Raw genomic sequence first — 24,573 nt, 5'->3', positions numbered from 1 at the left:
ACACACTGTTGAGTTCTCAAGAAACGGACGCGTACACCATCACCCAAACCCAGCCGATCAGCCAGGCCCGAACTCCGGGGCGTTCCATTTCGTGTTGTAATCTTATCGGGAGTGCCGGTTTCGTGTCAAACTGTCGGTTTTCCCGACGCTCGACGCGATCCGATCGAACCCGCTAGGATTACGACCACCCCGTTTCCAGGGCAACCCCTCTAACTTACTCCGACATCCGGTCGTTGTCCAATCGTACGGACACGCCCGATTTGCCGGGATCAGAGAGGGTTTTGCTGGGCAGTTCGTCCGCCTCAGGAGGTTTAAACCTGGGACTCCGTTGCCCTGCGGAAAGAACACTACCAGGACTCTCACGTCACAGAGACAACTTGCCAACCATCCCGGAGACTCGCGCGTCCCAAACAGTCATAGGAAGTCGAAGCGCGCAACCAGACGTCAAGCCATTCGCAATCGACTCTGGATACGAAGTAGGCGCGAGGGTCAGGATCCTGACTCCGCCGTGGAGGTGAGCACCATGACCCGCTCGGAGTTCGACGACATCCGCGCGCACATCGACGCGGAGGCCGACCATCCAGGTGACCTACTGAGGGTTGCCAGGTCTCTGCTTAACGACCTTGAAGACGCACGAATGAGGGAGGCGACCCTCCGCGCCTACTATCTGCGTCTCCTCACTGCGGCTCGGGCGACGGTCGCCGCGGAGGCGGCCGGCTATCCGGAGCCGTTGACCTTCCTCACCGACGAGCTCGCCAAGCGCGGCCAGCTCCCGACATCCGAGGACGAGGTGAACCGGATCCTCGCCGACGCCCACACCGCGGCGGCGTTGCTGGCCTGTCTCGAGGAGACTCCCCTCGGAGCGACCCCGATGAACACCGGCGGGTCTCGCGCGCGGAGGTGTGCCGGCACAAGCCGTAGCCTCCCGCGATGAGGCGTTCCGCGTCATTGACCTGGTCTTGAACCAAGATCTGTAAGACTCCAGGCATGTTGCAGCGAGGGCTGAATTGGGCTGCGGCGACCCTCGTGGGCGTCTTCGGCTTTGTCTGGACCGGTGTAGTGATGTTCGCGGCCGTCGAGACCGCGGCGTGGACGTGGATCGGGCAGGTCTCCTTCGGGGCCTTCCTCACCTGCTGGGCTCTCTACAAGGCGAGCCTGCTGGTACGCCGCACCAAGTCCGGCTTCGTCCCGAGACATCGCCGTATGCGGGCCAGAGCCTGACGAACGCCATCGCGGGCCGAGGCCCGGCAGCCGCCCACCGGCGCCGGGTCCCGGCCGCGGCGCGACCGGGGACGCCCGAGGCCTACAGGCTATGAACCCGTCCGGAACGAGCGGAGCTCGTCGGCCACCTGCCCGCACGGCACTCCCAGGTCGAACCGGCTGAGGAGGTGGATGTTCTCCCCCGTGTCGATCTCCAGAAGTTCCGTACGCGAGGTGAAGCGGGTCCGTGTGTCCACCCGGATGCGCTCGACGGATCTCCACGGCACCCGTTCCGATCCGGCGAAGCCCTTCACCACGACGAGGCCCTCGCCGTCGGCGGTCAGCCGGACCGGAGCGAGGATGTCGCGCACCGCCAGCACCGCCAGGACGGCGGACGCGGTACCCGCCAGGATCGCGCCTCGGGGGTCGCCGAGGGTCAGCACCGTGAGCACCGCGAAGGCGAGCGCAGCGACGATCTTCATGATGAGGAAATCGCGGCGCACGCGCCAGCGCAGGACGGGTTCGGACGTTTCGGCCACATCTGCCCTCTCGAAGTGACGTTTGGACTCAGCGGCTCCCGGCCGCCCGGCACGTACGGCGGCGTGATGCCACGGCACGCGGGTTCCCGATTGCCGGAAATGCGAAAGGCCCTGATCTTGGAAGATCAGGGCCTTTCGATTGGTAGCGGGGACAGGATTTGAACCTGCGACCTCTGGGTTATGAGCCCAGCGAGCTACCGAACTGCTCCACCCCGCGTCGGTGTGTGTTTGAACAATATCCGGAATCCCCCTCCGGCTGCAAATCGACGCGGGAACGCGAGGTGGCGCGCCTTCGCCACACCTGCGGAAAATCGGACATTCAAATGATCATCCAGGTCGGTGCGATCGGGGTGAGGACGATGAACCCCGAGGTCGGAGGCACGTGGATGACGACGATGCCGGCTCCCGGTCGTCGATCGTGCGAAGCCGTCGAGCAGGAGGACGAGGCCCGGCCGAGGTCACGGCCGGGGCGTCAGGGTGACACCACGGTCACCGACCGGGCAGGACACCCGTGCCGGTTCCGGGCGTCCTTGACGCCACCGGGGGCTCTCCTGGTCTCAGCCCCCTCGCGAGGGCCTGTGGGGCCGGGAGGCCCCTGGGTACGGCCCCTCGTGGCATGGACCCGCGTACCCGTCGGCGTGGGCGCGTTTCATGAGGCGCGCCCGGTCTTCGAGGGCAGCGGGTTTTCGGAAGAGGCCCTTCGAAGGAAAGGCCGGTCTTCGCGGAGGGGGCAGAAAAGGGCAAAGCAAAGGCCCCGGTCACCGTTTCCGGTGACCGGGGCCTTCTTTTGTAGCGGGGACAGGATTTGAACCTGCGACCTCTGGGTTATGAGCCCAGCGAGCTACCGAGCTGCTCCACCCCGCGTCGGTGTATGTCTTAACCATACCCGGCTTTGGTGGGGGAAGCGAATCGAATAGCGCTGGGCCCTCGGATGTCTCCTAGGAACTCGGTGCGGGTGTCGGGGTGGCCGACGGGGCCGGTGTGGCGGACGGTGTCACCGATGGTGTCGCCGACGGGGCCGGAGTGCCTGACACAGAGGGCGACGGGGTGGGGGTGGCACCAGTTGTCGCCTCGGTGCCCTTCAGCTTCGCCAGGGCCGCCTGGAGCTCCTTCTGGGCGTTGCCGTAGTCGACCCAGTTCGGCGGGTTCTCCCGGAGGGCTTCCTGTGCCTTGTTGTACGCCGCCTGCGCCTCGTCAATGGCCTGGGCGAGCGCGGTGGCGGGCTTGGCCTCCTCCGGCTTCGCCTCGCCGGGCTTGGCCTCCTCCTGTGGCGCGGCCTGGGTGCCGTTGCCGAAGACCTGCTCCAGCGCGCCCTTGAGCGTGTCGGCCGAACCGACCTTGCTGCCGTAGGCCACCAGGACGCGGCGGAGGATCGGGTACGGCTCCTGGCCGGAGGCGGCCGCGATCTCCACGTAGACCGGTTCGACGTAGACCAGGCCGTCGGCGAACGGCAGGGTCAGCAGGTTGCCGTAGCGCACCTTCGCCTGGCCGAGGCCGAGCAGGTTGAGCTCGCCGGAGAACTTGTTCTGGAAGTTGTTCTGTACCTGGCCGGGTCCGGGGATCGTGGTGTTGGACGGCATGCGCAGGATGCGCAGCTTCCCGTAGTCGGCTCCCGGGGTGGCGTCCACGGCCATGAACGCCGCCAGGTTGGGCCCCTGGCGCGGCACGAACGTGGTGGTCAGCGAGAACGACGGCGCCGCGGTCTTCGGCATCTTGACCGAAAGGTAGTACGGCGGCTGCTTGGTGTCGCGGTCGCCGGACGACGGGTCGTTCGGGACGTTCCAGAAGTCCTGGCCGCTGTAGAAGGCGTTCGGGTCGGAGATGTGGTACTGGGAGAGCACGTCACGCTGGACCTTGAACAGCTTCTCCGGGTAGCGGAGGTGCTGCTTGAGCTCGGTCGACATCTCCGTCTGCGACTTGATGACGCCGGGGAAGGCCTTGCGCCAGGTCTGCAGGATGGGGTCCTTCTCGTCCCAGGCGTACAGGCTGACGGTGCCGTCGTAGGCGTCCACCATCGCCTTCACCGAGTTGCGCATGTAGTTGATCTGGTCACGCGGCTGCGGGACCACCAGGCGCGGGTCGGTGACGGTGTCGCGCGTCATCGCCTCCAGGCTCTTGCTCTGGGAGTACGGGTAGGCGTTGGACGTGGTGTACGCGTCGGCGATCCAGACGACCCTGCCGCCGACGATGGCCGGGTAGGGGTTGTCGTCCAGGCTCAGGAACGGCGCCACCTTGGCGATCCGGCCCAGCGGGTTGCGCTCATAGAGGATCTTGGAGTTCGCGTTGACGTCACCCGACAGCAGCAGGTTGATCTCGCCGTACTTGGCGGCGTAGAGCATCCGGTTGAGGAAGGACCCGACCGGGACGCCGCCCTTGCCGTCGTAGGTGGTGTTCTTCTGGCCGGTGCCGCCGCTCTCGGGGTAGTCGAGCTCTTGGTTCCGCTGGCCGGTGCCGCCGACGACGACGTACTCGGTGGAGGCGGGTGCCTCGCCGAAGTAGATCCGCGACTCCTTGAGCTTCGTCCGCTCGACCAGGGCGCCGGTGACCGGCATGTCCTTGGCGTCGAAGTTGGGCAGGCCCTCGGAGTCGACCTCGTTGCCGGGCGCGGCCACGAAACCGTTGCCGTGGGTGTAGACGAGGTGCCGGTTGATCCAGTTGTTCTGCTCCGCCGGCGGCCCGGTGAGCTCTCGCACGGCCACGACGGTGTCGCGCATCGTGCCGTTGGCGTCGGGGTAGCGGTCGACGTCGAGCGGCTCGTGGAAGTCGTAGTAACCGCGGATCCGCTGCTTCTGCTGGTAGGTCTTGGCGACCAGGCTCGGGTCGAGCAGGCGCACGCCGGAGATGGAGCTGTCGGCGGTGACGTTGACCTTGGCCGGGTCACCCTGAGCCGTGTAGTCGATCACCTCGGCGTTGTTCACGCCGTAGGCTTTTCGGGTCGCGTCGATGTTGCGCTTGATGTACTCCTGCTCCTTGCCCTGCTGGTTCGGCTTGACCTGGAACTGCTCGACCAGGGCCGGGTAGACCCCGCCGATCAGGATGGCCGAGAGCACCAGGAGCCCGAAGCCGACGCCGGGCAGCATCCCGCCGGACCGCACGACCCCGGCGAAGAACAGGACCGCGCAGATCAGGGCGATGACCGCCAGGATGCTCTTGGCGGGGAGCACCGCGTTGACGTCGGTGTAGGAGGCGCCGTGCCGGAATCCCCGGTCGGAGAAGACCAGCCCGTACCGGTCGACCCAGTAGGCGATGGCCTTCAGCAGCACGAACACGCCGAGCAGCACCGACAGGTGCGCCCGGGCGCCGCGCGAGGCGTGCACGCCGGGTGACTGGAGGCGGAACCCGCCGTACAGGTAGTGCACGATCGCCGCGAGCACGGCGGAGAGCACCACCGCGACGAACAGGAAGTTCAGCACCATCCGGATGAACGGATAGGTGAACATGAAGAAGGAGACGTCGATCTTGAACTGCGGGTCGACCTCACCGAACGGCGTCGCGTTGATGAACTCCAGCCAGGTCTTCCATTGGCCGGAGAAGGACGACCCCGAGAACAGGCCGAGCACCGCCACGCCGACCAGGAAGATCAGCTTGCGGTGCGGGTCGAGGGCCATCCGATATCGGTCGGCGCCGCTGGCGCCGCCGAACATCCCCGGGCCGAACATCGGCCGCATCCGGTACGCCAGCAGCATGTTGCCGCCGACGATGCCGACCATCAGCAGTGCGCCGACGGCGAACAGGAGGATCTGCGTGACGACCACGCCGGAGAAGACGGCCGTGTAGTCGACCGAGTCGTACCAGAGGTAATCGGTGAAAATACTCGCGAAGAGAAAGAACAACGCGACTATCGCGACCAGCGCGATCGCGACGGGAACTAGCAGTCGTGGCCGGCGGGGCAAGCGCATTGCCCTGCCGGCTCCGGGGGTCCGGAAGCTCAAGGCCAACCCCTTGTCGTAAGAGCACGGTCCGTGTCTGGCAACCTACACCGGCGGGGGTTGGGTCGCGGTCGGCCTTTCGGGCACGGTCCGGCCACAACGCCCGCTGGTCTCGGGTCCACAGGTCCAACGTACGAGAGGCCTGATGAGTGCCCCGCGACGAGGTCCGGGACCGGAAAAACTGATCTTTTCGTGGATCGGGCGTGGTGTCCCGTTTTCCGGGCCGGTCCTGAAGTCTTCTCCCGGCCGGTTCCGGGGTCAGCCCGCCGGGCAGCTCGGCACGGAGCCCGAGCCGGTGCGGAGCGCGTCGACCGCCTGGACGGCATCGTGCAGGGTCGAGACCCTGACCAGCCTGAGGCCCGCCGGGATCGCCTTGACCGCCTCGGCGCAGTTCCGGTCGGGGGTGAGGAAGATCGTCGCCCCCGCCTTCCTGGCGCCGACCATCTTCTGCTGGATGCCGCCGATCGGGCCGACCTGGCCCTCCGGGGTGATCGTCCCGGTCCCGGCGACGGACTTGCCGCCGGTCAGCGCGCCGGGGGTGAGCTTGTCGATGATGCCCAGGGAGAACATCATCCCGGCGCTCGGCCCGCCGACGTCACCCACGTTGATCTTCACCTGGAAGGGGAACTTGTAGCCGACCCGCATGGTGATCCCCACGATGGGGGTGCCGTCCTTGCTCGCGACGGTCGGGACGGCGATGGTCTCGCTCTTGGCGCCCCGGTTGACGACGAAACCGACCTGCTCGCCCGGCTTGTGGCGGCGGACGGAGGCGGAGACGGTCTCGCGGTCGGACACGGGCGTGCCGTCCACGGAGACGATCTCGTCGCCGATCTTGAACTTCCCGTCGGCCGGGAGGCCCTTCTCGGTGGAGGCCACGGTCACGACCGAGCTGTAGGGGATCTTCAACTCCGTCAGCGCCGCCGCGGTCGCGTCGTCCTGGGAGTTGGTCATCTCCTGGGTGTTCTGCTGCTCGACCTCCTTCGCGGTGGTCGCCGGAGGGAAGATCGTCTCCTCGGGCACGACCGCGATGGTGGGATCGATCCATCCCTTGAGGGCGCTGAAAAGGTCGATCCTGGTGCCGGGCCCGCCCTGGTAGGCGACGGTGACGAGGCTGAGCTTGCCTTCCGTCGGATACGTCTGGCGCCCCTCGACGCTGATCACCGGCTTGCCGTCGACGTCACCGATCGTGTTCTCGGTCGGCCCGGGGCTCAGCACGACGTACGGCACCGGCAGCACGGCGCCGACCAGCGCGAGCATGAGCGTGAGGAAGCCCGCCACCATGAGGGTCAGCGCTCGTCGGGACATGGACAAAGCCTATGCCGTACGACAGGTCATGAAACCGCACCCGGACGCCGCCGCGCCGACGGTCGCGCGCCCGCCGGTCGGAGTCACTCGCAAGCCCCGACCCACTCCGAGGAGCCGTCGGTGAAAAGCTGGTTCTTCCAGATGGGGACCTGGCTCTTGAGGTCGTCGATCAGCCTGCGGGAGGCCTCGAAAGCCTCGCCCCGGTGGGGCGCGGCGACCGCCACGACGACCGCGATGTCCCCGAGCTCCAGGTCGCCGACCCGGTGGACGGCGGCCAGGGCGGTCAGGGGAAAGTCCGCGGCGATCTTCTGGGCCACCCGTCGGAGCTCGTCCAGGGCGCTCGGGTGCGCCGAGTAGGACAGGCTGGTGACCGGTTTCCCGTGGTCCTGTTCGCGCACCGTGCCGACGAAGACGGTCGTGCCGCCCGCGGCGTGGTCGCCGACGGCGGCGAGCACCTCGTCGACGGAGAGCGCGCTGTCGCGAATATCGAGCAACCGGATGACATCCACGCCGCAAAGCGTACCGCCCGGAAAAAAGGGTCTTCGGCCGCGCGCCTTGTTGGGGCAGGCGTCCGGGTTCCCTGCCGCTCGGAGCGGCCCTGCCCCGTGAGCCGTGTGGGTTCGCGTAACGGCTTCCGGGTCAGCGGGCCGTTCGTCCCGCGCGGGGCGTCAGGGGCGGCGCTTCTTGCGGGCGGCACGGACGATCGCCGCGGTGCCGAGGACGGCGACGGTGGCGCCGGCCGCGGTGAGCGTGGCCTCCTTGCCGGACAGGCGGCGGCCCACGACGGTGTGCTTGCCCTCACGCAACTCCAGGAGCTGCTCGAACGCGGCCTCGTTGCTCCACTGGGGCTTCCATCCGGCCTCGCGCAGCGCGGCGCAGTCGACCACCCAGGGATAGACGACGTAGTGCAGGTCGGTGGCCGGGGCCGGGGTGACGCCGAGGCGGTGCAGGCGCTGGGCGGTCCCGAAGGTCAGCCCGGCGGGCAGCTCCAGCCGGCGCAGCCCGGAGATCTCCTCGACCTGCTCCTGCTCCAGCCAGCCCTCGCCGCCGACGGCCACCACCCCCGAAACAGTGCCGAGCGCCGCCATCTCAAGGGCCGAGACGAGGTCGTCCACGTGGCAGAACTGCCAGCGAGGGCTGCATCCCTTGACGGTCAGCAGCCGGGGCGCCTCGAAGTGCCGGGTCACCACGCTGTCGACGCCGGGGCCGACCACCGCGGCGGGCCTGACCACGGTCACGCCGAGGCCGGGATGGCTGCGCAGGGAGCGGCGGGCCAGCGCCTCGATCTCCAGGTGGTCGCCGACCATGCCCGTGTCGGGCTCGGCGGCGACCGCGGAGTCCTCGGGGAGCGGGACGGGATTCTCGGGCACGGCGCCGTACACCATGGCGCTGGTGAGCAGGACGACCCGCCGCACCCGTGCGGCGGCGCTGGCGGTGAGCACCGTCTGGGCGGCTCGCAGATTGTAGGCGCGCCGCTCCGCTGGGTTGACGTCGAGCGTGTAGTCGGCCGCCAAGTGCACGAGTACGTCAATATCCGATATGCGGTTCGCCAAGAGCGGATCTCGGACATCGAGGACCCGCCAGGTGACGTCGGGAACGTCACCACGCTGCTCGTCGATGGCCACGACCCTGCGGAAATCCGCAGACGAGGCGACCTTCGCGAGGAAGGCACGGCCTATGCCCGAGGCGGCGCCGGTGACGGCGACGACGGGGGGCCGGGAGCGTTTCGAGGTAGGCACCAGGTCCTCACTTTGCACTGACCCGCCATGCGACGGATAACGTGGCGGATGTGGACTCCTCCATCCTGCACGAGGTAGAGCGGTGACTGACTTGCCAGGTCGGGAAAACGACCCCAACGAGAATCCGTTCGCCATGTTCGGCAACCCGGAGCAGATCGCAGCGGCAATGCGCCAGTTCGCCGACATGCTCTCCGCTCCGCCGACCTCAGGTCCCGTCAACTGGGACATGGCGAAGAACATCGCACGGCACGTCGTGGTCGCCGAGGGCGACCCGAGTGTCATGGAGGGCGAGCGGCGCCAGATCGTCGACGCCCTGAATCTGGCCGACCTGTGGCTCAACGAGGCCACCTCCCTGCCGAGCGGGGTGAGCAATCCCCAGGCGTGGAGCCGTTCGGAGTGGATCGAGAAGACCGTCCCGGTCTGGCAGAAACTCTGTGACCCGATCGCCGCCCGCATGGTCGAGACCATGAGCGGCACGCTCGGCGCCACCGGTCTGCCCCCGGAGGCACAGGCCATGGCCGGGCCGCTGATGGGGATGATGAAGCAGATGGGCGGCATGATGGTCGGCCAGCAGATCGGCCAGGCCGTCGGTTCGCTCGCCCTCGAGGTGATCGGCTCCACCGACATCGGCCTGCCCCTGTCCGACAACGCCGCCCTGCTGCCCGGCGGCGTCGCGGCGTTCAGCCAGGGTCTGGAGACCCCCGCCGAGGAGATCCGCCTCTACCTCGCCCTGCGCGAGGCGGCCCACCACCGGCTGTTCCAGCACGTGCCGTGGCTGCGCGCGCACCTGCTCGGGGCCGTGGAGGAGTACGCCAGGGGCATCACGGTGGACGCGTCCGCGCTCGAGGAGCAGCTGCGCGGGCTCGACATCAACAACCCCGAGCAGCTCCAGCAGGCGCTGAGCGGCGGCAACCTGCTCAAGCCCGAGGAGACCGAGCGGCAGAAGGCCGCCCTGTCCCGGCTGGAGACCATGCTCGCCCTGGTCGAGGGCTGGGTCGGCACCGTCGTGGACGGCGCCGCGGACGGCAAGCTCCCCTCGGCGACCGCGCTGTCGGAGACCGTACGGCGCCGCAGGGCGACCGGCGGCCCCGCCGAGCAGACCTTCGCCACGCTCGTCGGCCTGGAGCTCAGGCCCCGCCGCCTGCGTGAGGCCGCGGCCCTGTGGCAGGCGCTGGAGGCCGACCGGGGTGTCGACGGGCGCGACGCGGTCTGGGACCACCCCGACCTGATGCCCACCGCCGACGACCTCGACAACCCTGACAGGTTCGTACGGGGTGAGCCCGAGCTCGACCTGTCGTCCCTGGAGGGGACGCTCCGGGATTCTTCGGATTCTTCGGATTCTTCGGAGACTCCTGGTGAGGGTGGCGAGAAGCCTCGCAAGGACGACGGCGGCGCGGACGGCGGCGCGTGAGCCTGCGCGCCGACGCGAGGGACGTGCTCACAGGGTGGGCCGCGCCCACTGCGGAGGAGGAGATCCACCGCAAGGAGTTCCTGGAGCACGTCCACGCCAATGACGACGCGATGTGGCGCGAGTGCGTCACCGGCCACCTGACGGCCACGACCGCGGTGCTCTCCCACGACGGGGAGCGGGTGCTGCTGACGCTGCACCCCAAGGCCGGGATGTGGCTGCCCATGGGAGGGCACTGCGAGCGCGGCGACACCTCGCTGGAGGCGGTGGCGCTGCGGGAGGCCACCGAGGAGTCCGGCATCCCCGGCCTGCGGCTGCTGCCGGGCCCGCTGGCACTCGACCGCCACAAGGTCTGGTGCCACCCGCCGTACACCAGCCATCTCGACGTCGAGTACGGGGCGGTCGCCCCCGCCGGCGTCGAGGCCGTGATCAGTGCCGAGTCGCTGGACCTGCGCTGGTTCCCGGTGGAGGAGATCCCCGAGCTCTCCGACGAGGCGACCCGCCGCCTGGCCCGCCGCGCCCGCGAGGTCCTGCGCTCCGGGTGACCGGGTTCCCGGCCTCGTACGACGGTCGGGCGGCCGATCCCGGCCCGCCCTGGGTACGGGCCGAGGGCATTGGACCGTTTTACGCTTGTCTCACCTTTCCCCGGATATCTTCGTTCCCATCAGGCTGTACGGAGCGGATCGGGGCACTGTGAGTGTGGACATCGTGGCTGACAGGGGCGTCGGGGGCGCCGGGGGTACGGTCGTGCCGCCGGCGCGGCGCCGGCGCTGGAGGATTCCCAGAACCCTCGCCTGGGCCGCGGTGACGCCGTTCGCCGCCTGGGCGGTGGCCCGGGTGGCCGGGCTCGAACGCGACTCGCTGACCACCCAGCTCATGACCGGCACCCCGTACGTGGCCGCGGCCTCGCTCGTGCCGGTGCTGCTGTCCGCGCTGACCCGCAACCGGGCGGCGACGGCCGTGGCGCTGATCACCACCACGGCGCTCGGACTGAGCGTGCTTCCCAGGGCCATCCGCTCCGGGGATCCCGTGACGGGGACGCCTTTGCGGGTGCTGACGCTCAACACGCTGTTCGGGCACGCCGAGACCGGCGCCGTGATGGACCTGGTCCGGCGGTTGAACCCGGACGTGCTCAGCACCCAGGAGCTGACACCGGGGATGGTCGAGAAGCTGGAGGCGGCCGGGCTGGAGAAGATCCTGCCATACCAGGTGCTGGAGCCGGAGTGGAGCGCCGGGGGCAGCGGCCTGTACGCGCGGTATCCGATGACCGCCCGGAAGGACCTGTTCGAGGCGATCGGGCACAACATGCCCGCCGCGCTGATGACCGTGCCCGGCGCCAAGCCCGTCGAGATCGTCGACGTGCATCCCTTCCCGCCGCTGGGCAGGCAGGTGTACGACTGGACGGCGGCGCTGGACGCCCTGCCCTCTGCCGCGCCCGACACGATCCGCATCCTCGCGGGCGACTTCAACGCCAGCCTCGACCACGCGGCCATGCGCCGTTTCCTGAGCCGCGGCTATCTGGACGCGGCCGACAGCGCCGGTGAGGGCCTCACCCCCACGTGGCCGGTGAACAAGCGCATCCCGGCGCTGATCACGATCGACCACATCGTGGCGGACCGGCGGGTGGGGGTGAACACGGTCAGCGTGCACACCGTTCCCGGGACCGACCACCGGGCCGTCTTCGCCGACCTGCGCCTGCCCCCGCCCTGAGGGGCGGTCTTCCGGACGGGGCCGTGCGGGTGCCCGGGGGCTCGATCGTTCGATCGTTCGAGGGCTCAGGGCGAGAGCAGTGCCCGGGTGTTGTCCCAGCCTTCCAGGCCCGGGTCGAGGAGGCCGATGTCGCCGGGAGCGCGCAGGCGGTGCCAGCCGGGGCCCCTCGCGACCAGGCGGCTGCCTGGCGCCGAGGCGCGAAGCGCCTTGATCGGGTCAAGGTCGTCGAAACCTATCGCGGCCCAGTCCGGATAGGGCAGGTGGGCGGCGAGCGCCACCGTGCCGCCACCCGCGTCGGGGCAGACGGCGATCCTGGCCCGGCCGAGCTCGCGGAAGAGCTTGCCGATGAGCAGCGGGGGCAGGTCGGGCGCGGCCGCGCTCAGCAGGACCGCCTGCTCGCCGTACGGCAGGGCCGCGAAGGCGGCCTCGACCAGGGCTCTGCCGGAAAGGTCGGGGATCTCGACGACCGGGGTGCCCGGCCAGACGATCTCCTCCATGCCCCGGACGCTCGTCACCACGACGGGTGAGACGAAGTCCAGGCCGGCGACGAGCTCGTAGGTGTCCTCGGCGACGGCCGTGAGGAAGTCGGCGGCGTCGATCCCCGGGGGGGCCGCGTCAGCCACGGAGGGCGTGACGAGGACGGCCACCACTCGATCTTCCGTCAACATTCCTCCGCGGAACCGTGGGCCGCCGTGGAGAATCCCTCCAGGAAGCCTCGCGCCCGCTCGGCCTTGGGATAGCGTTCCACAAGCGCCCAGAAGCGCGAGCCGTGACTCGGCACCAGCAGGTGGACGAGCTCATGCATGATCACGTAGTCGACCACCCACGACGGCATGCCCCGCAGCCGCGTGGAGATCCTGATGGTGCCGTGATCAGGGGTGCACGAGCCCCAGCGGTGCTGCTGGTTCTCCACCCAGCGCACGCTGGACGGCTTCGCCTCCCCGCTCAGATAGCGGGCCGACAGATCGACGGCCCGATCGAGGAGATCGTCGTCGGAGGGACGTCTGCGCTGCTCCTTGGCCGCGAGGCGATCGAGCATACGGCGCACCCATTGTTCCTCATCGGTGCTACTCAGACCGGCGGGGAGGAGCACGATCGTTTTCTCGCCGTCGCGGTACGCAGAAACCGTCCGCCGGCGGCGAGAACTGCGGCGGACCTCGACTGTCTCGGGGGGCACATATGAACGGTAGCCGAGAATGACGAATTCACACCAGGGGGTAGAACACGTTCCCGCTGGTCAATCCCCGTTCGTCGATTGTTCAACACGGGTGATCAACTATGACCGCGACTTATCTAATTAACCTGGATATCAGCCGTCTCATGCGTTGCCGAATCGCGGGGCCCGCCGTTCTCTCTGGGCCGCCAGCCCTTCACGCATGTCGTCGGAGATCATCGTGACCGGCTGGGCGAGGGATTCCCAGCGCAGCGCGGCGTCGAGGTCGGCGTGCCCGCCGCCCGCCAGAGCGATCTTGGTGAGCCGGGTGGCGACCGGCGCGTTGGCCGCCGTACGCGACGCGATCCCCATCACCTCGGCCATCAGCGACTCGCGGGGGAACGCCCTGGTCACCAATCCCGCGGGAGCCGCCTCCGCGCCAGTCATCGTCCGTCCCGTGAGCAACATCTCCCTGGCCACGACCACCCCCGCGACCCTGGGCAGCAGGTAGGTGGCCGCCATGCCGGGGTGCAGGCCGAGCGAGGTGAAGGGAACGAGCAGCTTGGCCTCCTCGGCGGCGTAGACCAGGTCGCAGGCGAGGGCGAGACACAGTCCCGCCCCGACGGCCGCTCCGTTGACGGCGGCGATGGTCGGCACCTCCAGGTCGGCGATCGCCAGCCAGGTCCGGTAGAAACCGAGCATCCGCTCGCGCAGCGCGGGCACCCCCTCCTCGGCCCGCTCGGCGAGCCAGGACAGGTCTCCCCCGGAACAGAACGCGTTTCCCGCCCCGGTGACGACGACGCATCTGAGATCGCGATCCGCCGCGAGATCGGCGATGGCGGTCCGCCACCGGGCGGTCATTCCGTCGGTCATCGCGTTGCGCCGATCGGGGAGGTTCAGAGTGAGCACCGCGACGCCGTCGTCACGCCGGTCGATCAAGAGCTCGTCCATGCCGGGGAGCGTAACCCACCCTCTCCCGCGCACCGCTTCCCGGCCCTGTTTACCGGGTTTACCGGCCCCGTCTTTCGGCCCCGTCTTTCGGCCCCGTCTGCAGGGCTCACCTGCTGGGCCCGCTGTGATCCGCGGTCTCACCGGGGTCTGTCTCCTTGATCACTTCCTGCCTTGGACGTCAAAGCGGAGATTTCCCGCTTCAGTGACGCGGATTTTCCTCGTCCCGGAGCGGAGGTTCCGGGCGTGCGCTTCAGGGTGTGAAAGGGAGGTCTCGGGGTGCTCTCGAAAGGCGAGTTATCCACAGGGCGGGAGTTATCCACAGGCGAGGGAAAAGCCGCCCGGGGCCCTGTGGGGCCATGCCACGCTGGCACACCCAGCCACACCCCAGCCCCTCCGACCACCTCCGACCTGCTCATCCCCCTGTTCCCCGGCTCGCCGCTCCCGTCCCCTTGGTCGTTTCCTGCCCCCTGCTCATCCTCCGCTTCCCGGCTCTCGACTTCCGTCTCCATGGTCATTTCCTGTTCCCCCTGGCACGTCCCCCTGTCCTCACCGGCTCGCCCGCGGGCCGTCCCGAAGAAAGGCTCTCCGATGCGACCACGACTGAAGCCCGCTCTGCGCCGTGTCGCCCGTGACGGGCGCACCCTGCAGTTCGGACTGCATCCCCGCCACTCGGTGGTGCTGACCGACCTCGAACCCGATGTCCGCCGCTGGGTGGAGAGCCTCGACGGCGTACGGGATCTCGCGGGTGTGCTGGCCGACGCAGCCCGGGTGGGCCTCGGCGAGGAGCACGGCCGGACCCTGCTCGACCTGCTGGTCAGCCGGGGTGTGGTGGAGGACGCGGGTGTGGGTCCGGGCCCGCTGCGCACGCTCGCGATGGCCGAGCGCGATCGGCTCCAGCCAGACCTTGACGTGCTCTCCCTCACTCCGGGCACGATCGACGGCGGGCTCGCCGCGCTGGAGCGCCGGCGAGACGCCCGGGTGCGGGTCTACGGCGCCGGCCGGGTGGGCGCGCAGGTCGTCTGCCTGCTCGCCGCCTCCGGGGTCGGCCGGATCTGCGTCATCGATCCCGGTACGGCGCGTCGACATGATGTCGTCCCCGGCGGTCTCGGCTGGACGGAGGTGGGAATGAGCAGGCAGGACGGCGCGGTCGCGGTGGCCAAGAGGCTCGCGCCCGGTCTCACGGCATGGACCGGCGACGGGGCGGCCCAGCTGGCCGACGGGGGCAGGCCCCCGGACCTCGCGGTGCTCGCGCCGGTGGTGCCGCTGGACGGCCTCCTGGTCAAGGAACTCGTCGAGTGGGAGGTCCCGCACCTGCTGGTCACCGCCTTCGAGGGCGCCGGGTCGGTCGGCCCCCTGGTGCTGCCGGGACGGAGCACGTGCCTGCACTGTTTAGATTTGACCCGGCGGGATCGCGATCCCGGGTGGCCGGTCGTCAGCGCCCGGCTGGGTGGCTTCCCGGCGGGAGAAATCGCGTGTGGCACGGTGCTGTCGACGCTGGTGGCGGCGTCGGCCGCAGGTCACGCACTCGCTGTGATCGACGGCCGTGAACCCGTTGTGACCAACAGCACATTGGAAGTATTGCCAGATTGGAGCTGGAAGAGGCGATCCTGGAGTGTTCATCCTCAATGTCGTTGCTTCCGAAACGAGTTGGGTTCGCTAACAATGGTCGCGTCGGCTACCTGCCGCTGACGGACACACAGCGAAGGGAGGGAGCGGCGTCTCGCTGTAGCAGCGGATGCGCCGCCAACCAAGGTGAGTGACCTTCCGCGCCGCGCCGTTGCGCGCTCCGCCAAGCTGGCGGCCCTGCCGATCGGGTTCGCCGGTCGCACCGCTCTCGGTCTCGGAAAACGGATCGGGGGCAAGTCCGCCGAGATCGTCGCCCAGGAAATCCAGGAACGCACCGCCGAGCAGATCTTCAAGGTTCTCGGAGAGCTCAAGGGCGGGGCGATGAAGCTCGGCCAGGCGCTGTCCATCTTCGAGGCGGCGCTGCCCGCCGAGGTCGCCGGCCCCTACCGCGCCACCCTGACCAAACTCCAGGACGCGGCTCCGCCGCTTCCGGCGGCGACCGTGCACAAGGTCCTCGTCGAGCAGCTGGGCGACGACTGGCGGGAGAACTTCCTGTCGTTCGACGACAAGCCCGCCGCCGCCGCGTCGATCGGGCAGGTGCACAAGGCGGTCTGGCACGACGGCCGGACGGTCGCGGTCAAGATCCAGTATCCGGGGGCGGGAAAGGCCCTGCTCTCCGACTTCACCCAGCTTGCCCGGCTCGGCAAGCTCTTCGGGGTGCTGCTGCCCGGCCTCGACATCAAGGCCGTCCTGAGCGAGTTGCGCGAGCGGGTGGTCGAGGAGCTCGACTATCTCCACGAGGCCGAGGCCCAGCATGCCTTCGCCCTGGAGTTCAAGGACGACCCCGACTTCCTGATCCCGGACGTGATCGCCGCCAACGAGCAGGTGCTCGTCTCCGAATGGGTCGACGGCACCCCGCTGTCGCGGATCATCACCGACGGCACCCAGGAGGAGCGCGACCGGGCCGGGCTCCAGCTCGTCCGTTTCCTGTTCTCCTCCCCCGCACGGGTGGGCATGCTCCACGCCGACCCCCATCCGGGCAACTTCCGGATCGTCGAGGACGGCCGGATGTGCGTGCTCGACTTCGGCGCGGTCAACCGGATGCCCGACGGATACCCACCGATCTTCGGAAAGCTGACCCGCATCTTCAACAACGGCGACATGGCGACCGTGGTGCAGGGCCTGCGCGACGAGGGCTTCATCCAGCCGCACATCGAGATCGACCCCGAAGCCCTGCGGGCGTTCCTCGCGCCCTACGTCGAGCCGACCGCCGTGGAGGAGTTCTCCTTCAGCAGGGAGTGGCTCCAGCGGCAGGCCGCCACGGCCACCGATCTGCGTCCCGGCAACGTGGTGCGCCAGCTCAACCTGCCGGCCTCGTACGTCCTCATCCATCGCGTGCACGCGGCGGGGGTCGGCGTCCTCTGCCAGCTCGGCGCCACCGCACGCTTCCGCGAGGAGGTCGTCCGCTGGGTCCCCGGATTCACCGACGAGGATTCCGGAGAACCCACCCTCACCAGCGCCTGAGGGGTTCTCCTCCTCTCACGGCCTCCTCTCACAGCCTCTTCTCCCGACTCTCCTGCGGCCCCTTCTCTCGACTCTCCAACTCTCCCGCGGCCCTTTCTCCCGGCTCTCCCGCGACTCATGCTCGCGACGAGGCCGGCCGGCCCGGTCGGCCCGGACAGACGCTTGAGGGGTGACCCGCCGAAGCGGGTCACCCCTCATTTGTCTGTCTCGCTTTTCTCGTCCGTCTCGTTCTTCGATCTGTCTCCCGCGCGGCTTCGCGTGTTTCTCGTGCGTCTCCTACACGTCGCCGCCGGTCCTTACCGAACAGGCAGGACAGATCAGACGAGACGCAGGATCGCGCTCCGCAGGCGGGCCGAGGCGCGCTCCGCGTCGCGCTCCGCGCGCTGGAGGCGCTTGAGGCCGGCGGCCCTGCGATGCTCCTCCGCCTCGCGGTGAAGGGTTCGTATTCGGTCACGGACCAGTTCTTCTTGCATAGAAGACAGGTCGAGGCCTCTGGAGGTGAAGTAGCTCATCGGAATGGTCCTTTCGGAAACTTGCCGCTCGTGGTGGTTCGGGTTCTGGGTGGTTCGGGTTCTCGGTGGTTCGGGCCGTGGCCGGGTTGTTCAGGCAGCGACCGGGTTCTTGCGGGGACGTCCGCGCGGGCGCTTGCGGGGAACGATCGCCCCCCGCAGGACGAGCTCGCCGCCCCAGACACCCCACGGCTCCTCGCGCTCCAGCGCGCGGGCCAGGCAGGCCTCACGGATCGGGCAGCCCCCGCAGAGCGCCTTGGCGAACTCCACGTCCTCCGGAGACTCGGCGAACCACAGGTCGGGGTCGGTACGACAGGGGATTGTGGCTTCGTCGATCAGGTCCATGACCGTCTGGGCCCCCATCTGCTTCACCTCTCAGCTAGGTGTTGATCTTCGGTTACCTCTTGGGGTGGGGGTCAGGAATGACGCGGACAAACAAGAAGGCCGCGGATCCTGGGTGCGGATCCGCGGCCTGAAGGCTTTTTCCTCGGTCAGGTTATGACCGGAGGATGCCCCCAGGGTTGCGGACCGCGCAGTCCACCGTTTCCGATGTGCTTGGTCGTTGCTGCGTAGCTGCCGCCCACTCGGGTGCGAGCAGCCGGGACGTCCGTCGCCGGGAAGGCGACCGGAGCGAACCAACGGCCGGTCTCGACCTGGAGATGGGCGGGATTGGCCTGCTGAACCAGAGCTGCCGCGCCGCCGGCGAGGGTGATCTGGCTGTCGCAGGACAGAGCGGTGTTACGGCGCGCGGAAGTGAGCCCCATCTGGGACGTCATCAGAATGTTCCTCACAGCGGACTCACCTCCATTCGTTGATCGTCGGACAGTGATGTCCGACTTGCTTGAGCATGACCCTAAACCCCGGCCCCAGGAGGGGGCAACATATTTTCTACCTGCGACTTTGCGACTATCTCACGCGGATCATCGCCTCCTGCACTACCGACACGGCCAGTTCTCCGGACCGGGTGAACATCTCGCCCTTGGCGAGCCCGCGCGCCGCCCCCGACCACGGCGACTCCTGGGCGTAGAGCATCCACTCGTCCACACGGAAGGGACGGTGGAACCACATCGCGTGGTCCAGCGAGGCACCGGAGAGGTTGGACGCGCCCCACGCCAGGCCGTGGGTGAGCAGCACGGTGTCGACCAGGGTGAAATCGGAGGCGTAGGCGGCGAGCACCACGTGCAGCAGCGGATCGTCGGGCAGTTCCGCGTCGTAGCGGAACCACACGTTGGTGTTTGACCCGCGCAGCTCCGGGTCGCGGTAGGCCTCCCAGGTGAGGGGGGTCACGTAGCGGGCGTCCACCGGCCTCGGCCTGGACACCCACTCGCGCAGCGGCGACTCCGTCCCCACGGCCTGGAGCATCCGGTCCTGGAAGAGCGGCAGGCCCTCGGGGTCGACCACCTGGGGCATCGTGACCGCCTGGTGCTCGACACCGGTCTCCCTCACGTGGAAGGAGGCCGACATCGTGAATATCGCCTTGCCGTGCTGGACGGCCACCACCCGGCGGGTGGTGAACGACCGGCCGTCGCGGACCCGCTCGACGTTGTAGACGATCGGGATGGCCGGGTCGCCGGGACGGATGAAGTACGCGTGCAGCGAGTGGACGTCGCGGTCGTCGGGCACCGTCCGTCCCGCGGCGACCAGCGCCTGGGCGGCCACCTGGCCACCGAAGACACGCTGGATGCGCTCCTCCGGGCTACGCCCTCTGAAGATGTCGAGCTCGATCTGCTCCAGGTCGAGCAGGTCCAAAAGCTCCTTTAACGCCTCGTTCACGCGCCCTCCGTCTGGTTCGCGGCGATACGACACAGTTCGAGCACCGCCTCGCCGTAACGATCCAGTTTGACGCGTCCTATTCCGGTGATCGCCAGCAGGTCCTGTTCCGAGTGCGGCGCCCGTTCGGCGATGGCCTGGAGGGTGACGTCGGTGAAGATCGCCCACTGCGGGATCTTCTCGTGCTTCGCCACCCCCGTACGCCAGGACTTGAGCGCCGCGAGCAGCGACTCGTCGTAGTCGGCGGGGCAGCCGGCGCACCTGCCGAGCTTCTGTTCCGCGGCGGCGGCCAGGGTCTTGCCGCAGACCCGGCAGCTGATCGGCGCGGCGACCTGGCGGCGGTCGGCCGCCGCGGCGGGGGCGGTGGCGCGGCTCTTCTGCGCGGAGCGGCCGGTGAGCCCGTCCAGGAAGCGGGAGGGCTTGCGGGAACGCCGCCCGCCGGGTGAGCGCGCCAGTGCCCACGACACGCTCAAGTGAGCGCGGGCACGGGTGACGCCGACGTACAGGAGACGGCGCTCCTCCTCGATCTGGTCGGTCGTCTCGGCGTAGATGATGGGCAGCATGCCCTCGGTGACGCCGACGAGGAAGACCGCGTCCCACTCCAGGCCCTTGGCGGCGTGCAGCGAGGCCAGGGTGACCCCCTCGACCGGCGGCGCGTGCTGCTCCCCGGCCCGGCGCTCCAGCTCGGCGACGAAGGCGGGCAGGTCGGCGCCCGTGGCGGCGAGGTCCTCGGCGAGGTCGGCCAGGGCCTTCAGCGACTCCCACTTCTCGCGGGCCTTGCCGCCGCCGGGGGGCTCGGGGGTGAGCCCGGCGGTGGACAGGATGTGGTGCACGGTCGAGGCGAGCGCGTCACCGGGCTCGAAGGACCGGGCGGCGCCGCGCAGCAGCACGACCGCGTGACGGACCTCGGGCCGTTCGAAGAAGCGGTCGGCGCCGCGCAGCACGTACGGCAGCCCGGCCTTGGCGAAGGCCTGCTCGTACGTCTCGGACTGGGCGTTGACCCGGAACAGCACGGCGATCTCGCGGGTCGGCACGCCACCGCCGACGAGCTTCCTGACCGCCCGCGCCACCCCCTCGGCCTCGGCGGTCTCGTCGTCGTACTCGGTGAAGACCGGTTCGGGGCCGTCCGGGCGCTGGGCGATGAGGGCGAGCTTGTGCGGGGTCCGTGCCCTGTCGAGCACCCGGTTGGCCAGGGAGACGACCTGCGGGGTCGAGCGGTAGTCGCGGACCAGTTTGATCACGGTGGCGTTGGGGTGCTCGACCGAGAAGCCGGTCAGGTAACGGGGCGTGGCGCCGGTGAAGGAGTAGATCGTCTGGTTGGGGTCGCCGACCACGCACAGGTCGTCGCGCCCGCCGAGCCAGGTGTCGAGCAGCAGCTTCTGCAGCGGGTTGACGTCCTGGTACTCGTCGACGACGAAGTAGCGGTACTGCTGGCGGATCTGGGAGGCGACCTCGCGGTGCTCGGTCATCACGGCCGCGGTGAGTTCGAGGATGGTCTCGAAGTCGACCAGGTGCCGCTCGCGGCGGAGGTTCTCGTAGGCCTCGTAGAGCCGGAAGACCTCCTCCGCGGGTACGGGCGAGGTGCGGCCCGCCTTCTTGGCTGCCCCCGCGTAGTCCTCGGGGGCGATCTGGGTGACCTTGGCCCACTCGATCTCGGAGGCGATGTCGCGGAGTTCGGAACGGTCCTGGTTCTTGCGCAGGGAGCGGCAGGCGTCGATGAGCAGCGGCAGCTTCGACTCGATCACCCTGGGCGGGTCGCCGCCGATGACGCGCGGCCAGAAGTAGGTGAGCTGGCGCAGCGCGGCGGCGTGGAAGGTGCGCGCCTGCACGCCCGGCGTGCCGAGCTGCCGCAGCCGCTGCCTGAGCTCACCGGCCGCGCGTGTGGTGAACGTCACCGCCAGCACGCCCTGGGCGTCGACCACCCCGCTGCGGACCGCGTGCGCGATGCGGTGGGTGATGGCGCGGGTCTTGCCCGTCCCCGCTCCGGCGAGGACGCAGACCGGTCCCCGGACGGCTTCGGCCACCTCACGCTGCTCGGGGTCCAGTGCCGCCAGAACGTTGTCGGGCTCCACGGAGTCTCCTTACACGCAGTCGAACGGACCGGGCGGCAACATCCTCCCAGTCACCGGCCAAGCATCAGTCATTCTGGCAACATGCCGCCGTCAACCTATGTGCTTCGCCGAGATGCACAAAGCGAGCTTTTTACTCCACAATGGGGTCCGAACAATTCCGGGGAAGGAAGAGGCCCGTGCGAACTGGGGTAACCGTGGGTGCGCTCGCCCTGGCGGCGGCGATGGTCGGACCCGCGGTGGTGTACACGACCGCGCACGCCCACGCGATCTCGGCTCCGGCCCAGCCCAGCGGAACACCGGGCCCGGCGAAGACCGGTACCGGTACCGAGCGAGCCTCCGGAGCGGACAGGGCTGACGCCCGCACGTACGGCATGGCGAGGGCCAGCAGGGGAGTCGCGGGCGTCGGCACGGCCGGTGTCGGCAGGACCGGCGCGGACGCGGCCAAGACCCGGACCGGAAGCGGGACCGGGACCGACGCGACGGGCACGACACAGGCGAAGAAGGCCGGCACCGCGAGCACGGCCCAGGCGAAGAGAACCGGTGCGCCGAAGAGCGGCAACCCGACGCCCCCTCCGGTGCCGGAGCCCGCCCCGCTGGCCCAGGGCACCGTCGTCAACACCGTCTCGTACGGCCCGCACGTGCGCCAGCGCATGGACGTCTGGTACCAGACCGACGAGCTGAAGCGGCCCGCTGTCTTCCTGATCCACGGCGGCTGGTGGTCGTCGGGCGACAAGAAGTACATGACGGAGATAAGCCGGAGCTACGCCGAGCAGGGCTACGTCGTCTTCAACATCAACTATCGCCTCTCCACCGACGCCTCCTGGCCGGCCCAGCGCACCGACACCCTCGACGCCATCGCCACCGCGCGGCGGCACGCGGCGCTGTGGTCCTTCGACCCGAACAACTACGTGATCGTCGGCTTCTCCGCCGGAGGCCACCTGGCCGGCGCGGCGGGCACCTACAGGAGCGGCCTGCCCGGACTGCGCGGCGTGGTCGGCATCTCCCCGGTGATCTCCCCGCTCACGGCGTACACCGAGGGCACCGACACCTACGACCTGGAGAAGCGCAAGCTGCGCGCGTCGGCCATCAAGCTGGCCGGGGGCTGCGAGCCCACCGGCAGGTGCGCCAGGGTCTGGGCGAGCATGGAGGTCCCGTGGCACGCGAGCCGCGGTGACGCGCCCATGCTGGTCGTGCACTCGGAGGACGAGTTCGTGTCGGCGGAGCACGGCAAGCAGCTCAAGGAGCACCTGCGCCAGGTCGGCGTGCCGGTGACGATCGTCACCGAGCCGGGCATCGAGCACAGCGCGCCCCTTTACCGGCTGCCCGGCGTGGCGGAGCGGGTTCAGCAGTGGGTCGCGGAGAAGCTGTTGTCATCGGGAAAATGAACGTCTCATCGGGAAGATGAACGGCCCTCGCTTTGTTGCCAATGGCGCCGGACATCACATGAGGGGATTTCTCACGACATGGCGCTGACTGTGTACACCACGACCTGGTGCGGCCCCTGCAAGCGACTGAAGAGCCAGCTCAGCCGCGAGGGGATCTCCTACAACGAGATCGACATCGAGAGCAACCCGGACGCCGCCACGTTCGTCATGAGCGTCAACAACGGCAACCAGGTCGTACCCACCGTCGTGGTCGACTCCCCGACCGGCCGGGTCGTGAGGACCAACCCCTCGGTGATCGAGGTCAAGCGCATTCTGGCGGGCACGAGCGTGTAACCGCTCCGGCGGCCGAGCCCCGGTTCCGCTTCCGCCGACGCGGATACGGACACCGGGGCTTTCGCCTGCCGGGAGAGCCCGGCCCCGGGAGACTTCGGCCCGGGAGACTTCGGCCCGGGAGGCTTCGGTTCGGCCGACTCACCGGTCGCCGGTGGGCGGGTCTACCAGTCGCCGGTCAGCGGTTCGCCGTACCAGGTCTCGATGAGCCTGCGGGCGATCGACACCTCGGACGGCAGGCGCACCTCGCCGCTCTTCGTCGCGGCCAGCAGCTCGGCACGGCTGAACCAGTGGGCCTCGGCGATCTCCTCGGGATCGAGGGCGAACTCCGTCGACGTGGCCCTCGCGAAGAAGCCGAGCATCAGGCTGCGCGGGAACGGCCAGGGCTGGCTGCCCATGTAGCGCGGCTCGGTGACGCGCACCCCGACCTCCTCGGCCACCTCGCGCGCCACGGCGTGCTCCAGCGACTCGCCCGGCTCGACGAACCCGGCCAGCACCGACAACCGCCCCTCGGGCCACTGCGGCCCCCTGGCCAGCAGGCACCTGTCGTCCTCGTCGTGGACCAGCATGATCACCGCGGGGTCGACCCGGGGGAAGTGCTGGCTGCCGTCCTTGGGGCAGACGCGCACGTGCCCGCCCGCGCGCACCTCGGTGCCGCCGCCGCACCGGGGACAGAACTCGTGGGTGGAGTGCCAGGCGTCCAGGGCGACCGCGTACACCAGCAGCCCGGCGTCCAGGTCGCCCAGCAACGAGCCCACCTGGCGGAGCCCGGCGGTGAGGGTCTGGTCCTCCCCCAGCTCCGAAGGGGCCAGCGGGGCGACCATCCGGGCGAAGGAACCGGTGTGGACGCTGTCGGCCAGCGGCGCCGCCACGGCGAAGTAGGCGATGCCCTCGGCGTCGACACCGAGCAGGTAGCGCTCGCCCTCCGGCGCCTCGGCCGTGGGCAGCAGGACCAGCCTGACCTCTCCGCCACTGCGCCGGACCAGCGCCTGCCCGTCGTCGACGACCACGACCCTGGTCGCGCTGTCGGCCCAGGTCCTTTCGAGCCACTCGGCGTCGCCGCGAAGCGTCGCCGATCGGTCGATGGCACTGCGCGCGAGCAGCAGCGGCCCCAACAGTCCTTCTTGCGCCGTGATCTCCACGCTGTTCCGCCTCCCCAACCGAGTGCACATACTATGCCGCCGGACGAGGCCCTCTTCGCCCATCCCGGTGTACGGGCGAGAGGGGGAAACACGCGTCTCAGCACATCACCGGCTTTTCTCCCCTCCCCCTGCTCCCTGCGCTTTGTCCTGTCTCTTCCGGTACGAGGTTCTTCCGGGGCCTTCCAGGTCCTCCCGGGCTCTTTCGGCATGAGCTGAGGCGCGGGGTCCCGGGGGGGGGGACCCCGTAACCCCCCCCCAGATGGACCGGTGCACCCCGTTTTGTGGTGGCGGCCCGCAACACGCGCAAAACGAAAACGATTTGGGGTATGTGGGGCGCGGGG

The 24,573-nt window shown here is 69.3% G+C and carries 23 protein-coding genes and 2 tRNA genes; 9 read left to right on the top strand and 16 right to left on the bottom strand.

From position 1 onward, the window contains the following. Positions 1-523: 523 nt before the first annotated feature. Together ACFYWM_RS43530 and ACFYWM_RS43525 are read left to right on the top strand one after the other, a co-directional pair. A complete protein-coding gene (locus ACFYWM_RS43530; RefSeq protein WP_389927415.1) occupies positions 524-934 on the top strand; it encodes a hypothetical protein in 411 nt (136 codons plus the stop codon). A 53-nt stretch (positions 935-987) separates the two neighbouring features. Beyond that, positions 988-1,221 carry a hypothetical protein gene (locus ACFYWM_RS43525; protein WP_389927413.1) on the top strand — a complete coding sequence of 78 codons (234 nt, stop codon included), beginning with the start codon at positions 988-990 and terminating at the stop codon, positions 1,219-1,221. 89 nt (positions 1,222-1,310) lie between these two features. Here the strand turns inward: ACFYWM_RS43525 and ACFYWM_RS43520 are convergent, their stop codons facing one another. The 7 genes from ACFYWM_RS43520 to ACFYWM_RS43490 form a co-directional block, all read right to left on the bottom strand. Beyond that, the gene (locus tag ACFYWM_RS43520) at positions 1,311-1,682 is read right to left on the bottom strand and encodes a PH domain-containing protein (RefSeq protein WP_389927411.1); all 372 of its coding nucleotides are present in this window, start codon (positions 1,680-1,682) and stop codon (positions 1,311-1,313) included. A 197-nt stretch (positions 1,683-1,879) separates the two neighbouring features. Beyond that, a tRNA-Met gene (locus ACFYWM_RS43515) sits at positions 1,880-1,956 on the bottom strand. Between the two features lie 573 nt (positions 1,957-2,529). After that, a tRNA-Met gene (locus tag ACFYWM_RS43510) sits at positions 2,530-2,603 on the bottom strand. Between the two features lie 74 nt (positions 2,604-2,677). After that, positions 2,678-5,638 carry a UPF0182 family protein gene (locus ACFYWM_RS43505; RefSeq protein WP_389927408.1) on the bottom strand — a complete coding sequence of 987 codons (2,961 nt, stop codon included), beginning with the start codon at positions 5,636-5,638 and terminating at the stop codon, positions 2,678-2,680. A 288-nt stretch (positions 5,639-5,926) separates the two neighbouring features. After that, entirely contained in the window at positions 5,927-6,973 is a 1,047-nt protein-coding gene (locus ACFYWM_RS43500) for a PDZ domain-containing protein (RefSeq protein WP_389927405.1), read from the bottom strand. 83 nt (positions 6,974-7,056) lie between these two features. Continuing rightward, positions 7,057-7,482 carry a molybdenum cofactor biosynthesis protein MoaE gene (locus ACFYWM_RS43495; protein ID WP_389927402.1) on the bottom strand — a complete coding sequence of 142 codons (426 nt, stop codon included), beginning with the start codon at positions 7,480-7,482 and terminating at the stop codon, positions 7,057-7,059. 159 nt (positions 7,483-7,641) lie between these two features. Then, positions 7,642-8,715, bottom strand: a complete 1,074-nt coding sequence (locus ACFYWM_RS43490) for an NAD-dependent epimerase/dehydratase family protein (RefSeq protein ID WP_389927418.1) — start codon at positions 8,713-8,715, stop codon at positions 7,642-7,644. A gap of 79 nt (positions 8,716-8,794) precedes the next feature. Here ACFYWM_RS43490 and ACFYWM_RS43485 point away from each other — a divergent pair, with 79 nt between their 5' ends. The 3 genes from ACFYWM_RS43485 (at position 8,795) to ACFYWM_RS43475 (ending at position 11,830) form a co-directional block, all read left to right on the top strand. Further along, positions 8,795-10,123: a zinc-dependent metalloprotease gene (locus ACFYWM_RS43485; RefSeq protein ID WP_389927399.1), complete on the top strand. Its 1,329-nt coding sequence runs from the start codon at positions 8,795-8,797 to the stop codon at positions 10,121-10,123. Next, the gene (locus ACFYWM_RS43480) at positions 10,120-10,665 is read left to right on the top strand and encodes an NUDIX hydrolase (protein ID WP_389927396.1); all 546 of its coding nucleotides are present in this window, start codon (positions 10,120-10,122) and stop codon (positions 10,663-10,665) included. Before ACFYWM_RS43485 ends, ACFYWM_RS43480 begins: the two co-directional genes overlap by 4 nt. A gap of 163 nt (positions 10,666-10,828) precedes the next feature. Beyond that, positions 10,829-11,830, top strand: coding sequence for an endonuclease/exonuclease/phosphatase family protein (locus tag ACFYWM_RS43475; protein ID WP_389927393.1), 1,002 nt, complete (start codon positions 10,829-10,831; stop codon positions 11,828-11,830). A gap of 65 nt (positions 11,831-11,895) precedes the next feature. Here the strand turns inward: ACFYWM_RS43475 and ACFYWM_RS43470 are convergent, their stop codons facing one another. The 3 genes from ACFYWM_RS43470 to ACFYWM_RS43460 all read right to left on the bottom strand — a co-directional run bounded on the left by ACFYWM_RS43470 (position 11,896) and on the right by ACFYWM_RS43460 (position 13,934). Next, positions 11,896-12,495 (bottom strand): hypothetical protein, encoded by a 600-nt coding sequence (locus ACFYWM_RS43470; protein WP_389927390.1) that lies wholly within the window; start codon positions 12,493-12,495, stop codon positions 11,896-11,898. Then, positions 12,492-13,007: a M48 family metallopeptidase gene (locus ACFYWM_RS43465; protein ID WP_389927387.1), complete on the bottom strand. Its 516-nt coding sequence runs from the start codon at positions 13,005-13,007 to the stop codon at positions 12,492-12,494. Before ACFYWM_RS43465 ends, ACFYWM_RS43470 begins: the two co-directional genes overlap by 4 nt. A gap of 141 nt (positions 13,008-13,148) precedes the next feature. Then, on the bottom strand, positions 13,149-13,934 hold the full coding sequence (locus tag ACFYWM_RS43460; protein WP_389927384.1) for an enoyl-CoA hydratase/isomerase family protein: 786 nt from the start codon (positions 13,932-13,934) through the stop codon (positions 13,149-13,151). Between the two features lie 588 nt (positions 13,935-14,522). On the opposite strand from ACFYWM_RS43460, the gene ACFYWM_RS43455 reads away from it, so the two are divergent. Together ACFYWM_RS43455 and ACFYWM_RS43450 are read left to right on the top strand one after the other, a co-directional pair. Beyond that, positions 14,523-15,623, top strand: a complete 1,101-nt coding sequence (locus tag ACFYWM_RS43455) for a ThiF family adenylyltransferase (protein WP_389927381.1) — start codon at positions 14,523-14,525, stop codon at positions 15,621-15,623. Between the two features lie 63 nt (positions 15,624-15,686). Beyond that, positions 15,687-17,024 carry an ABC1 kinase family protein gene (locus tag ACFYWM_RS43450; RefSeq protein WP_389927379.1) on the top strand — a complete coding sequence of 446 codons (1,338 nt, stop codon included), beginning with the start codon at positions 15,687-15,689 and terminating at the stop codon, positions 17,022-17,024. A gap of 317 nt (positions 17,025-17,341) precedes the next feature. Here ACFYWM_RS43450 and ACFYWM_RS43445 read toward each other — a convergent pair whose 3' ends face one another. The 5 genes from ACFYWM_RS43445 to ACFYWM_RS43425 form a co-directional block, all read right to left on the bottom strand. Next, positions 17,342-17,536: a hypothetical protein gene (locus tag ACFYWM_RS43445; RefSeq protein WP_389927376.1), complete on the bottom strand. Its 195-nt coding sequence runs from the start codon at positions 17,534-17,536 to the stop codon at positions 17,342-17,344. A gap of 90 nt (positions 17,537-17,626) precedes the next feature. Continuing rightward, positions 17,627-17,896, bottom strand: coding sequence for a WhiB family transcriptional regulator (locus ACFYWM_RS43440; RefSeq protein ID WP_329085648.1), 270 nt, complete (start codon positions 17,894-17,896; stop codon positions 17,627-17,629). A gap of 128 nt (positions 17,897-18,024) precedes the next feature. Continuing rightward, positions 18,025-18,309, bottom strand: coding sequence for a hypothetical protein (locus ACFYWM_RS43435; protein WP_389927374.1), 285 nt, complete (start codon positions 18,307-18,309; stop codon positions 18,025-18,027). A gap of 130 nt (positions 18,310-18,439) precedes the next feature. After that, entirely contained in the window at positions 18,440-19,306 is an 867-nt protein-coding gene (gene tesB, locus ACFYWM_RS43430) for an acyl-CoA thioesterase II (RefSeq protein WP_389927371.1), read from the bottom strand. Continuing rightward, complete coding sequence (locus ACFYWM_RS43425; RefSeq protein WP_389927368.1) at positions 19,303-21,375, bottom strand: ATP-dependent DNA helicase UvrD2; 2,073 nt, start codon at positions 21,373-21,375, stop codon at positions 19,303-19,305. The genes tesB and ACFYWM_RS43425 overlap by 4 nt, the downstream gene beginning before the upstream one ends. 176 nt (positions 21,376-21,551) lie before the next feature. Between ACFYWM_RS43425 and ACFYWM_RS43420 the strand changes: the two genes are divergently transcribed. Both ACFYWM_RS43420 and ACFYWM_RS43415 read left to right on the top strand, forming a co-directional pair. After that, a complete protein-coding gene (locus ACFYWM_RS43420; protein ID WP_389927366.1) occupies positions 21,552-22,760 on the top strand; it encodes an alpha/beta hydrolase in 1,209 nt (402 codons plus the stop codon). A gap of 78 nt (positions 22,761-22,838) precedes the next feature. After that, positions 22,839-23,093 (top strand): glutaredoxin domain-containing protein, encoded by a 255-nt coding sequence (locus ACFYWM_RS43415; protein ID WP_389927363.1) that lies wholly within the window; start codon positions 22,839-22,841, stop codon positions 23,091-23,093. A 161-nt stretch (positions 23,094-23,254) separates the two neighbouring features. Here the strand turns inward: ACFYWM_RS43415 and nudC are convergent, their stop codons facing one another. Further along, positions 23,255-24,232, bottom strand: a complete 978-nt coding sequence (nudC, locus tag ACFYWM_RS43410) for an NAD(+) diphosphatase (protein ID WP_389927361.1) — start codon at positions 24,230-24,232, stop codon at positions 23,255-23,257. Positions 24,233-24,573: the final 341 nt, after the last annotated feature.

The sequence above is a fragment of the Streptosporangium sp. NPDC002721 genome (assembly GCF_042888905.1).
Classification (GTDB): Bacteria; Actinomycetota; Actinomycetes; order Streptosporangiales; family Streptosporangiaceae; genus Streptosporangium.
The sequence above is the reverse complement of the archived record's forward strand: the minus strand, read 5'-3'. Positions and strand labels throughout refer to the sequence as shown.

Bases quoted from the DNA above. Each gene is read 5' to 3' on its own strand.
- ACFYWM_RS43530 (WP_389927415.1), top strand. From the start codon at position 524: ATGACCCGCTCGGAGTTCGACGACATCCGCGCGCACATCGACGCGGAG.
- ACFYWM_RS43525 (WP_389927413.1), top strand. From the start codon at position 988: ATGTTGCAGCGAGGGCTGAATTGGGCTGCGGCGACCCTCGTGGGCGTC.
- ACFYWM_RS43520 (WP_389927411.1), bottom strand. From the start codon at position 1,682: ATGAAGATCGTCGCTGCGCTCGCCTTCGCGGTGCTCACGGTGCTGACC.
- ACFYWM_RS43505 (WP_389927408.1), bottom strand. From the start codon at position 5,638: ATGCGCTTGCCCCGCCGGCCACGACTGCTAGTTCCCGTCGCGATCGCG.
- ACFYWM_RS43500 (WP_389927405.1), bottom strand. From the start codon at position 6,973: ATGTCCCGACGAGCGCTGACCCTCATGGTGGCGGGCTTCCTCACGCTC.
- ACFYWM_RS43460 (WP_389927384.1), bottom strand. From the start codon at position 13,934: ATGGACGAGCTCTTGATCGACCGGCGTGACGACGGCGTCGCGGTGCTC.
- ACFYWM_RS43455 (WP_389927381.1), top strand. From the start codon at position 14,523: ATGCGACCACGACTGAAGCCCGCTCTGCGCCGTGTCGCCCGTGACGGG.
- ACFYWM_RS43445 (WP_389927376.1), bottom strand. From the start codon at position 17,536: ATGAGCTACTTCACCTCCAGAGGCCTCGACCTGTCTTCTATGCAAGAA.
- ACFYWM_RS43440 (WP_329085648.1), bottom strand. From the start codon at position 17,896: ATGGGGGCCCAGACGGTCATGGACCTGATCGACGAAGCCACAATCCCC.
- ACFYWM_RS43435 (WP_389927374.1), bottom strand. From the start codon at position 18,309: ATGACGTCCCAGATGGGGCTCACTTCCGCGCGCCGTAACACCGCTCTG.
- ACFYWM_RS43415 (WP_389927363.1), top strand. From the start codon at position 22,839: ATGGCGCTGACTGTGTACACCACGACCTGGTGCGGCCCCTGCAAGCGA.